Raw genomic sequence first — 12,575 nt, 5'->3', positions numbered from 1 at the left:
CTTTTTCCCGCCTTGGAGGAAATATGAGCGGTTTCGACATTTTCGCGATTGTTCTGGTTTTGCTCGTCATCGTCACGCTGATTGCCGGCGTGAAGACCGTCCCGCAGGGCTATGACTGGACCATCGAGCGGTTCGGCAAGTACACCCAGACGCTGAGCCCCGGGCTCAACCTGATCGTGCCCTATTTCGATCGCGTCGGGCGCAAGATCAACATGATGGAGCAGGTGATCGACATTCCCGAGCAGGAGGTGATCACCAAGGACAACGCCACCGTGACGGTGGACGGCGTCGCCTTCTACCAGGTGTTCGACGCCGCCAAGGCGAGCTACGAGGTCTCCAACCTGACCCAGGCCATCACGGTCCTGACCATGACCAACATCCGCTCGGTGATGGGCGCGATGGATCTCGACCAGGTGCTGTCGCATCGCGACGAGATCAACGAGCGCCTGTTGCGCGTCGTCGATGCGGCGGTCTCGCCCTGGGGCCTGAAGGTCAACCGCATCGAGATCAAGGACATCGTGCCGCCCGCCGATCTCGTCGAGGCGATGGGCCGCCAGATGAAGGCGGAGCGCGTCAAGCGCGCCGACATTCTGGCCGCCGAAGGCCAGCGACAGTCGGAGATCCTGCGCGCGGAAGGCGCCAAGCAGGGCCAGATCCTCCAGGCCGAGGGCCGCAAGGAAGCCGCGTTCCGCGACGCCGAGGCCCGCGAGCGGTCCGCGGAGGCCGAGGCCAAGGCGACGCAGATGGTCAGTGAAGCCATCGCCAAGGGCGACGTCGCGGCGTTGAACTATTTTATCGCCGACAAATATATCAAGGCGTTCGGCCAGTTCGCGGACTCGCCGAACCAGAAGATCATCATGCTGCCGATCGAAGCCACCAGCATGCTCGGCTCGCTCGCCGGCATCGGCGAGATCGCGAAAGCAACGTTCGGCGAAAGCGCGGCGTCTGCGGCTGCCGCTGCTCGCCGCCCGGGCTCTGTGCCTCCGACCGGCAGTACGCCGCCGGCGGTGCCGCCGCGGCAGGGATAGTCACCGGCGCATGACGCGGTTCTTTTGAAAACGGCATGCGTCAATATTCAGAGGTCGTATCATGACCGACACGTTCGTATCGCTCGGCACCTGGAACTGGCTGATCTTTGCCTTCATCCTGATGGCGCTGGAGACGATCGCACCGGGCGTATTCCTGTTCTGGCTCGGGCTCGCCGCTTTGCTGGTGGGCCTGATCTCGTTCGCCGTTCATCTGTCCTGGCAGACTCAGCTCGTGATGTTCGCGATCTTCGCTGCCGCCGCCGTGCCGGTGTGGCGGCGGCTCGCCCGGCCGAGGCCCGATGCAAGCGCAAGCCCCTTCCTCAACAAGCGCACCGAGGCGCTGCTCGGCCGTGAGTTCACGCTGGAGAAGCCGATCGTCGACGGCAACGGCACCATGCGCATCGGCGACACGGTCTGGCGCGTCGCAGGTCCCGATACGCCGGCCGGGACGCGCGTGAAGGTGGTGCAGGTGGACGGCGTGAATCTGACGGTAGCGGTGGCGTAGTTTTCTCTTCCCCTCTCCCCTTGTGGGAGAGGGGGCTCGCCGCGTAGCGGCGAGACGGGTGAGGGGTCTCCCTCCTCCAACGCAGCGCTGAGTTTGCGGAGAAAACCCCTCATCCGGCGCTTCGCGCCACCTTCTCCCACAAGGGGAGAAGGAAGATTGGAGCGCGCGGCAGATGTTCCGATTCTACTTCCTCCACCTCTCCGCGAATCTGTGCAGCGGCATGAACGTCTCGCACAAGTCCCGCCCGAGCGGCGTCAGCCCATAGCCTCCGCCTTCGCCGAGCTCCACGAACCCCGCCTCGCGCAAATCGTCCAGCCGCGCTTGCAGCACCGTGGGCGAAGCCTCGTCGCACGCCATGCGCAATGCGCGGGAGGTGAGGGGCTCCTCGCGCAACTCCCACAGGATACGCAAGGTCCAGCGCCGGCCGAGCAGGTCGAGCAGCGCCATGATCGGCCGTCCGGTGCGCGAGCCGCGGACGTTGCGTGTTGTCGAACCGGCCTGTTTCGCCATCGTCGTCCTCTTGCGTCGCGCTACAGATAGTGTAGCGTATCGCTACGATAATTGTAGCAACGGAGACGGCCGATGTCCCGGGCCACACCGCGCATTGCGCCGCTCGCGCCGCCTTATCCCCCGGAGATCCAGGCGCAGTTCGACCGCATCATGCGCGGCGCGCCGCCGCTGGTGCTGTTCCGGGTGATGGCGGGCCACGGCCGCGCCTGGGACAAGTTTCGCGCCGGCGGGCTGCTCGATCCCGGGCCGCTGTCCCTGCGCCAGCGCGAGATCGTGATCGACCGCACCTGCGCGCTGAGCAAATGCGAATACGAATGGGGTGTGCATGTCGCGGTCTTTGCCGGGCCGGCGCGCCTCACGGAGGAGGAGGTCCGCGCGACCGTAGAGGGCGATGCGACATCAGCCTGCTGGTCACTGGACGAGCAGGCGCTGATTGCCGCCGTCGATGCGCTGCATCACCGCTCGACGTTCACCGACGCGGAATTCGCCGCGCTCGCGGCGCATTACGACGAGGCGCAGATTCTGGAGATCATGCTGCTGTGCGGCTTCTATCGCACGGTGTCGTATCTGGCGAACGGCTTGCGGCTGCCGCTGGAGGAAAAGGCGGCGCAGTTTCCGGCGTAGCCCTCGCTGTCATTCCGGGGCACGCGAAGCGTGAACCCGGAATCTCGAGATTCCGGGTTCGATGCTTCGCATCGCCCCGGAATGACTGTGCTTGAAGCTACGCCACGCCCGCGCGCAGCAGATCGTGCAAATGCACGATGCCCACGACCTTGCCCGCCTCGGTCACCAGCAGCGTCGTGATTTTGCGGGTGTTCAGCACCTCGATCATCTCGGTGGCGAGCATCGAGGGCGGCACGGACTTGGGCTGCCTGGTCATGATGTCGTCGACCGACACTGTCAGCAGGTCGGGACGCATGTGACGGCGCAGATCGCCGTCGGTGATGATGCCGACGGCCTCATTCGCGTCGTTGACGATGCAGACGCAGCCCAGTCCCTTGGCCGACATCTCGACCACGGCCTCCGACATCTTGGTGCCTTCAGGCTTGACCGGGATCTCCGCGCCGGTGCGCATGTAGTCGCGGACGAATTTCAGCATCGCGCCGAGCTTGCCGCCGGGATGGAAATGCGCGAACTCCAGCGCGGTGAAGCCGCGGCCTTCGAGCAGCGCGATCGCGAGCGCATCGCCGATCGCAGCCTGCATCAGCGTCGAGGTGGTCGGCGCCAGATTGTGCGGGCAGGCCTCGCGCGCCTTCGGCAGCTCGATCACGAGGTCGGCGGCTTGCCCCAACGAGGACGCCGCGTTCGACGTCACCGCGATCATGGGGATCGCAAAGCGCGCCGAATAGTTCACGAGGGTCTTCATCTCCGGCTGCTCGCCGGACCAGGACAGCGCCATGATGACGTCGTCCGCGGTGATCATGCCGAGGTCGCCATGGGCGGCTTCAGCGGTGTGAACGAAGAAGGCGGGCGTGCCGGTCGAGGCCAGCGTCGCGGCGATCTTGCGCCCCATATGACCTGACTTGCCGAGCCCGGTGACGATGACGCGACCCTTGGCCTGCCGGATCATGTCGACCGCCTTGGCGAAGGTCGCACCCAGCGGGCCGCGCAGGGCGGCGGCGAGCGCGTTGATGCCGCCGCTCTCTGTCTCCAGGGTGCGGAGCGCGGATTCGACGCTGGCGGGAATGGGGCCGGATGATTGGGTCATCAGCGGTTTCGAACTCGGCATGTTCAGGTCCAGGGAGGAGGGGCGATGGCCCGTTGGTGCCTGCTTAGCACGCCTCGGCGTATGAGGCGACGCGGCCGCCCCGACCCTCAACGGGTCATTAACCATAATTGTTTTAACTCCATTAACGATGGTTTCTGCCAGCCGGCGGGAACCGTCGCGAAAGTATTTGATTTCGTTGGGGTAATTCCATCGTGGGGTCGTCTCCAGGCATGGGCCGGAGCAAACGCGCGCATTTCCTGCGCGCGGCTTTGCCGTGTCTTGCGCTGACGGCCCTGCAAAGCGGCCCAGTCGCCGCCCAGAGCCTCACGCCTGACCTGTTCAATCCCAACCGCGGCGGCTTCGCCGCGCCTGAGACACTGCCGACGCGCCGCACGGCGGGCGTGCCGCAGGCGCCCTCGGACGCGCTGCCGGCGCTGCCCGATCCCAATGCCGACCCGCGCAAGCGCCAGCAGACGCCGGCGACCTCGCGCGTCGGCCAGGTGCCGACCTACGGCCTGCCGGCCGCCAACGGCGCCAGCGGCTCGGGTTACGACTCGCTCAACCGCAAGCGGCAGCAGCCCAAGCTCTATCCCGGGCAGCCGAAACCGAAGCGCCCGGTCGGACCCGGCTCGCCGGTGCCGCCGGCAACGCCGGACAGGACGCTCGGCCCGCCGCGCATCGCGCCGCCGCCGTCGGAGACCGCGCACAAGGTGCCGGTGCCGCCGGCGATGGCCGGCAGCGTGCCCGGCCAGCCGCTGCGCCGCCGCCTCAAGGCCGATGACGACGCGTTCGGCGCGGTCGGCGATTATGCCGGCAGCTTCCTGATCAAGGGCGGGCTCGAGCTCTCCGCCGGCTATGACACCAACCCGGCGCGTCTGAACAAGCCGGTCGGCTCGCCGGTCTACGTCGTCGCGCCCGACCTCCTCGTGGCGTCCGACTGGGAGCGCCACGCGCTGGTCGCCGATTTGCGCGGCTCGTTCTCGGGCTACACCAACAACATGCCGGCGACGATCGACGGCTTCGCCTCGCCCTCGCCGGTCGAGATCGACCGGCCCGATTTCACCGGTCATGTCGACGGCCGCATCGACGTCGACCGCGATCTCAAGCTGACCTCGCAACTGCGCCTGCGGCTCGCCACCGACAATCCCGGCAGCCCGAACGTGCAGGCCGGCCTCCAGAAATATCCGGTCTATGCGACCTATGGCACGACCATCGGCTTCGACCAGACCTTCAACCGCTTCCAGGTCGCCGCCGGCGCCACCGTGGATCGCACCGCCTACACGGATTCAAAGCTCACCGACGGCTCGACCTTCAGCAACAACGATCGCGACTTCAACCAGTACGGCGGGGTCGGCCGCTTCTCCTACGAGCTCAAGCCGGGCCTGAAGCCGTTCGTCGAGATCCAGGGCGACACCCGCGTCCACGACCAGGCCGCCGACCGCAACGGCTACTTCCGCGATTCAAACGGCGGCTATGCCAAGGTCGGCTCGTCCTTCGAGTTCTCGCGCATCCTCACCGGCGAGGTCTCGGTCGGCTATTCTGCGCGCAACTATGTCGACCCGCGCCTCAGTCAGCTCTCGGGCTTCCTCACCTCGGGCTCGCTGATCTGGAACGCGAGCGGCCTGACCACGGTGAAATTCGCCACCGACACGCAGATCGCGGAGACCACGGTCCCCGGCTCCTCCGGCGTGCTGGTGCACACCTACGGGGTCGAAGTCGATCACGACTTCCGCCGCTGGCTCACCGCGGTCGGCAAGTTCACCTACGGCACCTACGATTACCAGAACCAGGGTCGTAACGACAAAACCTACTCGCTCGAAGGCAACCTGATCTACAAGCTCAATCGCAACATCTGGATCAAGGGCACGCTGCGCCACGACATCCTGGATTCGAACCAGCCGACCTCGAGCTCGCAGGGCACGGTGGTGATGCTGGGGGTGAGGCTGCAGAATTGACGCCTGTCAGCACGCGTCTGGAGTGAGATGAGGCGCGAGAGCACGGCTCTCTCCGCTCGTCATTCCGGGGCGCGCCATTTGGCGCGAACCCGGAATCCATCGGGCGTCAGGGGGCGTGGATAAATGGATTCCGGGCTCGCGCTTCGCGCGCCCCGGAATGACCGGCGAGCGGCGAACCTACCGCGGCAGATCCGTCTTCCCCATCAAGAACGTATCAATCGACCTTGCACACAGCCGGCCCTCACGGATCGCCCAGACCACCAGCGATTGCCCACGCCGCATGTCGCCGGCGGTGAACACGTTCGGACGCGAGGTCTGGTAGTCGAGCGTGTTGGCCTTGACGTTGCCGCGGGGGTCGAGCTCGACCGAGAGCAGCTTGAGCAGGCCCTCATGCACGGGGTGGACGAAACCCATGGCGAGCAGGACGAGCTCGGCATCCAGCTCGAACTCGGTGCCGGCAATCGGCTTGAACTTGTCGTCGACGCGCACGCAGTGCAGCTTCTTGACCTGGCCGTTCTCGCCGGAAAACTTCTGGGTCAGCACGGCGAATTCGCGGATCGCGCCTTCGGCCTGGCTGGAGGAGGTGCGCATCTTCAGCGGCCAGTTCGGCCAGGTCAGGCCCTTGTTCTCGCGCTCGGGCGGGGCGGGCATGATCTCGAGCTGGGTCACGGACAGCGCGCCCTGGCGCAGCGAGGTGCCGATGCAGTCGCTTCCGGTGTCGCCGCCGCCGATGACGACGACATGCTTGCCGCCGGCCAAAATCTCGGTGACGCCGTTCAGCGGCTCCTCGGAGACGCGGCGATTCTGCTGCGGCAGGAAGTCCATGGCGTAGTGGATGCCTTGGAGATCGCGGCCGGGGATCGGCAGGTCGCGCGGGGCTTCCGCGCCGCCGGTCAGCGCCACGGCGTCATACTCGTTGAGCATCTCGCGCGGATCGACATTGCCGTCAGCGCCGACATGGCTGTTGTAGTGGAAGGTGACGCCTTCGCCTTCCATCTGCTTGACGCGGCGGTCGATGATGCCCTTCTCCATCTTGAAGTCGGGGATGCCGTAACGGAGCAAGCCGCCGGCCTTGGCGAACTTCTCGAACAGGTGCACGTCGTGGCCGGCGCGCGCGAGCTGCTGCGCGCAGGCCATGCCGGCGGGTCCAGAGCCGATCACTGCGACCTTCTTGCCGGTCTTGACGGAGGCGACTTCCGGCTTCAGCCAGCCATTGTCCCAGGCGCGGTCGACGATCGCGCATTCGATCGTCTTGATGGTGACCGGGTTGTCGTCGATGTTGAGCGTGCAGGACGCTTCGCACGGCGCGGGGCAGATGCGCCCGGTGAACTCCGGGAAATTGTTGGTCGAGTGCAGGTTGCGCGAGGCCTCTTCCCAGTTGCCCTGATAGACGAGGTCGTTGAAATCGGGGATCTGGTTGTTGACCGGGCAGCCCGGCGTGCCGGGCGCGACCGAGCCTGTGCCGTGGCAATAGGGAATGCCGCAGTTCATACAGCGCGCGGCCTGGTCGCGCGTTTCCCTCTCGGTCAAGGGAACGACGAACTCGTGAAAATGCTTCACGCGCTCGGCGACCGGGGTGTACTTGCGGTCGTGCCGTTCGATTTCCAGAAAACCCGTGATCTTGCCCATTAAACCCGAAGTCCCTGCCGCTTAGGTTTGTTTGCCGTCGTTCCGGGATGCGCGCGCCGCGCGCAGACCCGGAACCTGGAGGTTGGTTTGCGAGATTCCGGGTTCGCGCTTTGCGCGCCCCGGAATGACGCGAGTTGAGAATTACGCCCCGATCGCGATCTTCGGCTCGGCGTCCGCGTTGGCCGCCATTTCGCGCAGCGCACGCCGGTACTCGACCGGCATCACCTTGCGGAATTTTGGCAGCCAGTCCTTCCAATTGGCAAGGATGTCGGCGGCGCGCTTGGAGCCGGTCGCTTTCGCATGGCGCGTGATCAGGACGTGCAGCCGCTCGACGTCGGAGTCGAGTAGGCCCTTGAACACGTCGACCCGGCCATGCGCCTCGAGGTCACCGGTGTGATTGTAGGTGCCGGCGTTGATCAGCTCCTCCGACAGGACCGGTTCGAGTTCGACCATGCTGAGGTTGCACAGCTTGTCGAAGTCGCCGGTCTCGTCGAGCACGTAGGCGATGCCGCCCGACATGCCGGCCGCGAAGTTGCGCCCGGTCTTGCCGAGCACGACCACGATGCCGCCGGTCATGTATTCGCAGCAATGATCGCCCGCGCCCTCGACCACGGCGATCGCGCCCGAGTTGCGCACGGCGAAGCGTTCGCCGGCGATGCCGCGGAAGTAGCACTCGCCCTGGATCGCGCCGTACATCACGGTGTTGCCGACGATGATGCTTTCTTCCGGCACGATCGCGGAGTTCTTCGGCGGCTTGACGATGATCTTGCCGCCCGAGAGGCCCTTGCCGACATAGTCGTTGCCTTCACCCTCGAGCTCGAAGGTGACGCCATGGGCGAGCCACGCGCCGAAGGCCTGGCCGGCAGTGCCCTTGAGGCTGACATGGATGGTGTCATGCGGCAGGCCGGCATGGCCGTAGATCTTGGCGACCGCGCCCGACAGCATGGCGCCGGCGGAACGGTTGGTGCTGTTGATCGTAGCGTCGATCTTCACCGGCGCGCCGCGATCGAGCGCGGGCGTCGCCTGCTCGATCAGCGTGCGGTCGAGCACAGCTTCCAGATGATGGTTCTGGCGCTCGGAGTGATAGATCTTCTGGCCCTTCTCTTCCTTCTGCTTGACGAACAGCTTGGAGAAGTCGAGCCCCTTGGCCTTCCAGTGCGCGACCAGCTTGGTCTGGTCGAGCAGCTGAACCTGGCCGATCATCTCGTTGAAGGTGCGGAAGCCGAGCGAGGCCATGATCTCGCGGACCTCTTCCGCAACGAAGAAGAAGTAGTTGATCACGTGCTCGGGCTGGCCGGTGAAGCGCTTGCGCAGGACGGGGTCCTGGGTCGCGACGCCGACCGGGCAGGTGTTGAGATGGCACTTGCGCATCATGATGCAGCCGGCAGCGATCAGCGGCGCGGTGGCGAAACCGAACTCGTCGGCGCCGAGCAGCGCGCCGATCACGACGTCACGGCCGGTGCGGAAGCCGCCATCGACCTGGACCACGATGCGGCTGCGCAGCCGCTCGCGCACCAGCGTCTGGTGGGTTTCGGCAAGGCCGATCTCCCACGGTGAGCCGGCGTGCTTGATCGAGGTCAGGGGCGATGCACCGGTGCCGCCCTCGAAGCCCGCGATGGTGACATGGTCGGCGCGCGCCTTGGCGACGCCCGCGGCGACCGTGCCGACGCCGATCTCGGAGACGAGCTTGACCGAGACGTCGCCCGTCGGGTTGACGTTCTTGAGGTCGTAGATGAGCTGCGCCAGATCCTCGATCGAGTAGATGTCGTGATGCGGCGGCGGCGAGATCAGGCCGACGCCCGGCGTCGAGTGCCGGACCTTGGCGATGGTCGCGTCGACCTTGTGGCCGGGCAGCTGGCCGCCTTCGCCGGGCTTGGCACCCTGCGCCATCTTGATCTGCATCATGTCGGAGTTGACGAGATACTCCGTGGTGACGCCGAAGCGGCCCGAGGCAACCTGCTTGATCGCTGAGCGCATGGAATCGCCGTTCGGCAGCGGCTTGAAGCGGTCGGCTTCCTCGCCGCCTTCACCGGTGTTCGACTTGCCGCCGATCCGGTTCATGGCGATCGCGAGCGTGGTGTGCGCCTCGCGCGAGATCGAGCCGAAGCTCATCGCACCCGTGGCGAAACGCTTGACGATGTCCTTGGCCGGCTCGACCTGGTCGAGCGGCACCGGCTTGCGCTTCTCTTCCTCGGCGCTCTTGATCCGGAACAGGCCGCGCAGCGTCAGCAGGCGCTCCGACTGCTCGTTCAGGATCTTGGCGAAGGCGCGATAGCGCTCCAGCGAATTGCCGCGCGCAGCGTGCTGAAGCAGCCCGACCGACTCGGCGGTCCAGGCATGGTCCTCGCCGCGGCTGCGATAGGCATATTCGCCGCCGACGTCGAGCGAGGTCTTATAGACCAGCGCCTCGCCGAACGCGTCGGCATGGCGGCGCACGGCTTCTTCCGCGATCTCGGCCAGACCCACGCCTTCGACGCGGGTATGCGTGCCGGCGAAGAACTTTCCGACGAAGTCCGCCTTGAGGCCGACCGCGTCGAAGATCTGCGCGCCGCAATAGGACTGGTAGGTCGAGATGCCCATCTTGGACATCACCTTCAAGAGACCCTTGCCGATCGACTTGATGTAGCGCTTGACGATCTCGTAGTCGTCGAGCGAGCCGGGCAGGCGGTCCTTCATCGCGATGATGGTCTCGAACGCGAGGTAGGGATTGATCGCTTCGGCGCCGTAGCCGGCAAGGCAGGCGAAGTGATGCACTTCGCGCGGCTCACCGGATTCGACGACAAGGCCGACCGAGGTGCGCAGTCCGACGCGGATCAGATGATGATGCACGGCAGCGCAGGCCAGCAGTGCCGGGATCGGAACCCGGTCGGTGCCGACCATGCGGTCGGACAGGATGATGATGTTGACGCCCTCGCGCACCGCGCTTTCGGCGCGCGCGCAGAGCTCGTCCAGCACCTGGTCCATGCCGGCTGCGCCGAGCCCGGCGTGGAAGGTGGTGTCCAGCGTGCGCGACTTGAAGTGGGTGTCGGCCACGTCGGTGATCGAGCGGATCTTCTCGAGATCCGCGTCGGTCAGGATCGGCTGGCGCACTTCGAGGCGCTTGGTGGTGGCCATGCCCTGCAGGTCGAACAGGTTCGGCCGCGGTCCGATGATCGAGACGAGGCTCATCACCAGCTCTTCGCGGATCGGGTCGATCGGCGGGTTGGTGACCTGCGCGAAGTTCTGCTTGAAGTAGGTGAACAGCGGCTTGGCCTTGTCCGACAGCGCCGAGATCGGCGTGTCGTTGCCCATCGAGCCCGCGGCTTCCTCGCCCGTCGCCGCCATCGGCGTCATCAGGATGGTGATGTCTTCCTGGCTGTAGCCGAACGCCTGCTGGCGATCGAGCAGCGACAGGTTGGAGCGCACGCCGGTGGTCGGAACCTTCGGCAGCTCTTCCAGCACGATCTGGGTCCGCTCCAGCCACTCCTTGTAGGGATGGCTCTTGGCGAGCTCGGCCTTGATCTCGTCGTCGGGGATCAGGCGGCCCTGCTCGAGGTCGACCAGCAGCATCTTGCCGGGCTGGAGCCGCCACTTGGTGATGATCTGGTCCTCGGGGATCGTCAGCACGCCCATCTCGGACGCCATCACGATGCGGTCGTCCTTGGTCACGAGATAGCGCGCCGGCCGCAACCCGTTGCGGTCCAGCGTGGCGCCGATCTGGCGGCCGTCGGTGAAGGCGATCGCGGCGGGGCCGTCCCACGGCTCCATCAGCGCGGCATGATATTCGTAGAAGGCGCGGCGCTTCTCATCCATCAGCGGATTGCCGGCCCACGCCTCCGGGATCATCATCATGACGGCGTGCGGCAGCGAGTAGCCGCCCTGCACCAGGAATTCGAGCGCGTTGTCGAAGCAGGCGGTGTCGGACTGGCCTTCATAGGAGATCGGCCAGAGCCGGTTGATGTCCTTGCCGTAGAGCTCGGAGCTCACCGAGGCCTGGCGCGCCGCCATCCAGTTGGTGTTGCCGCGCAGCGTGTTGATCTCGCCGTTATGCGCGATCATGCGGTAGGGATGCGCCAGCGACCAGGCCGGGAAGGTGTTGGTCGAGAAGCGCTGATGCACCAGCGCCAGCGCACTCTCGAAGTCCGCCTCGTGCAGGTCGGGATAGTACTTGCCGAGCTGGTCGGCGAGGAACATGCCCTTGTAGATCACGGTGCGGCAGGACATCGAGCAGGGGTAATAGCCCGCAAGGCCGCGGTCGCGGCGCTGGTAGATCGCCTGCGAGATCGACTTGCGCAGGATGTAGAGCCGGCGCTCGAAATCGTCCTCGGTCTTGGCGGTGCCGTTGCGGCCGATGAACACCTGCATGCAGGCGGGCTCGGTCGGCTTCACGGTGACGCCGAGCGAGGAGTTGTCGGTCGGCACGTCGCGCCAGCCGAGCAGGGTCAGGCCCTCTTCCTTGATCTGGTCGGCGATGATGCTCTTGATGACGTTGCGCCAGGCGGTGTCGCGCGGCATGAACAGCGCGCCGATGGCGTATTCGCCGGGCTGCGGCAGCGTGAAGCCGAGCTCCTTGGCCTTGCGGCTGAAGAAGGCGTGCGGGATCTGCACCAGGATGCCGGCACCGTCACCGGCGCGCGGATCGGCGCCGACAGCGCCGCGATGCTCGAGGTTGCAGAGGATGCTCAGCGCGTCCGAGACGATCTTGTGCGACCTCTTGCCCTTGATGTTGGCGATGAAGCCGACGCCGCAGGAATCCTTTTCCAGGCTCGGATCGTAGAGGCCTTCGGCGGGCGGGCGCGAATTGTGTTCCTGAATCGGATCGGTCGTTTTCGAGGCGACCGTCGCCGACAGTTCTTCTGCCACGATGTTTGCGCGCTCGAATTGCGACCCGTTCATGTCCTCGTCCTCTCCATGCGGCAAGCTGTCTCACCGCCATCTTCGGCGCACCTTGGGCGTTCCGCGGCACCCGCCTCTGGGTCACCGCTCGTCCGCTGCGAGCCGCATTTTCTTAAATTCAGGCCAAGGCGTTCTACGTCCCCGTGAACGGCTTTGCCTGTTGCCTTCTTGGTGCTCGGAAGCACCGACTTTCGTTGCAATCCCTATGCCGGAACCGCAAGCAAAATTGAGACAGCTTTCCTGTCCTAACCATCACCTTGCCAAATTTTTGTCTATCACACAAGCGCGCGAAAGTCCCGATTCCCGATCTGTCAATCAATCGCTTTCCGAAAGTTGCGCAGCCCTGGTTTTGAAGCAAACGCGCC

The 12,575-nt window shown here is 65.6% G+C and carries 8 protein-coding genes; 4 read left to right on the top strand and 4 right to left on the bottom strand.

Annotated elements, in window-relative coordinates:
- Nucleotides 1-23: 23 nt before the first annotated feature.
- Both BJA_RS39340 and BJA_RS39335 read left to right on the top strand, forming a co-directional pair.
- Nucleotides 24-1,028 (top strand): SPFH domain-containing protein, encoded by a 1,005-nt coding sequence (locus BJA_RS39340; RefSeq protein ID WP_011090475.1) that lies wholly within the window; start codon nucleotides 24-26, stop codon nucleotides 1,026-1,028.
- 61 nt (nucleotides 1,029-1,089) lie between these two features.
- On the top strand, nucleotides 1,090-1,533 hold the full coding sequence (locus tag BJA_RS39335; protein ID WP_011090474.1) for an NfeD family protein: 444 nt from the start codon (nucleotides 1,090-1,092) through the stop codon (nucleotides 1,531-1,533).
- A 183-nt stretch (nucleotides 1,534-1,716) separates the two neighbouring features.
- Here BJA_RS39335 and BJA_RS39330 read toward each other — a convergent pair whose 3' ends face one another.
- On the bottom strand, nucleotides 1,717-2,043 hold the full coding sequence (locus BJA_RS39330; RefSeq protein ID WP_011090473.1) for a winged helix-turn-helix transcriptional regulator: 327 nt from the start codon (nucleotides 2,041-2,043) through the stop codon (nucleotides 1,717-1,719).
- 72 nt (nucleotides 2,044-2,115) lie between these two features.
- Between BJA_RS39330 and BJA_RS39325 the strand changes: the two genes are divergently transcribed.
- Nucleotides 2,116-2,667, top strand: a complete 552-nt coding sequence (locus BJA_RS39325) for a carboxymuconolactone decarboxylase family protein (protein WP_011090472.1) — start codon at nucleotides 2,116-2,118, stop codon at nucleotides 2,665-2,667.
- Nucleotides 2,668-2,764: 97 nt separating this feature from the next.
- On the opposite strand, the gene BJA_RS39320 is transcribed toward BJA_RS39325, so the two are convergent.
- Nucleotides 2,765-3,772, bottom strand: coding sequence for a KpsF/GutQ family sugar-phosphate isomerase (locus BJA_RS39320; RefSeq protein ID WP_038966168.1), 1,008 nt, complete (start codon nucleotides 3,770-3,772; stop codon nucleotides 2,765-2,767).
- A 191-nt stretch (nucleotides 3,773-3,963) separates the two neighbouring features.
- Between BJA_RS39320 and BJA_RS39315 the strand changes: the two genes are divergently transcribed.
- Nucleotides 3,964-5,706, top strand: coding sequence for an outer membrane beta-barrel protein (locus BJA_RS39315; protein WP_011090470.1), 1,743 nt, complete (start codon nucleotides 3,964-3,966; stop codon nucleotides 5,704-5,706).
- A 177-nt stretch (nucleotides 5,707-5,883) separates the two neighbouring features.
- On the opposite strand, the gene BJA_RS39310 is transcribed toward BJA_RS39315, so the two are convergent.
- Nucleotides 5,884-7,335: a glutamate synthase subunit beta gene (locus BJA_RS39310; RefSeq protein ID WP_011090469.1), complete on the bottom strand. Its 1,452-nt coding sequence runs from the start codon at nucleotides 7,333-7,335 to the stop codon at nucleotides 5,884-5,886.
- A gap of 141 nt (nucleotides 7,336-7,476) precedes the next feature.
- On the bottom strand, nucleotides 7,477-12,210 hold the full coding sequence (gene gltB / locus BJA_RS39305) for a glutamate synthase large subunit (RefSeq protein ID WP_011090468.1): 4,734 nt from the start codon (nucleotides 12,208-12,210) through the stop codon (nucleotides 7,477-7,479).
- Between the last annotated feature and the right edge of the window lie 365 nt (nucleotides 12,211-12,575).

It is taken from the genome of Bradyrhizobium diazoefficiens USDA 110 (assembly GCF_000011365.1).
In the GTDB taxonomy this organism is placed as follows: domain Bacteria; phylum Pseudomonadota; class Alphaproteobacteria; order Rhizobiales; family Xanthobacteraceae; genus Bradyrhizobium; species Bradyrhizobium diazoefficiens.
This window is presented reverse-complemented; position numbering and strand designations above follow the sequence as displayed.

Excerpts from the sequence above, each read along its gene's own strand:
- BJA_RS39340 (WP_011090475.1), top strand. The coding sequence starts at position 24 with ATGAGCGGTTTCGACATTTTCGCGATTGTTCTGGTTTTGCTCGTCATC.
- BJA_RS39330 (WP_011090473.1), bottom strand. The coding sequence starts at position 2,043 with ATGGCGAAACAGGCCGGTTCGACAACACGCAACGTCCGCGGCTCGCGC.
- gltB (WP_011090468.1), bottom strand. The coding sequence starts at position 12,210 with ATGAACGGGTCGCAATTCGAGCGCGCAAACATCGTGGCAGAAGAACTG.
- BJA_RS39320 (WP_038966168.1), bottom strand. The coding sequence starts at position 3,772 with ATGCCGAGTTCGAAACCGCTGATGACCCAATCATCCGGCCCCATTCCC.
- BJA_RS39325 (WP_011090472.1), top strand. The coding sequence starts at position 2,116 with ATGTCCCGGGCCACACCGCGCATTGCGCCGCTCGCGCCGCCTTATCCC.
- BJA_RS39310 (WP_011090469.1), bottom strand. The coding sequence starts at position 7,335 with ATGGGCAAGATCACGGGTTTTCTGGAAATCGAACGGCACGACCGCAAG.
- BJA_RS39335 (WP_011090474.1), top strand. The coding sequence starts at position 1,090 with ATGACCGACACGTTCGTATCGCTCGGCACCTGGAACTGGCTGATCTTT.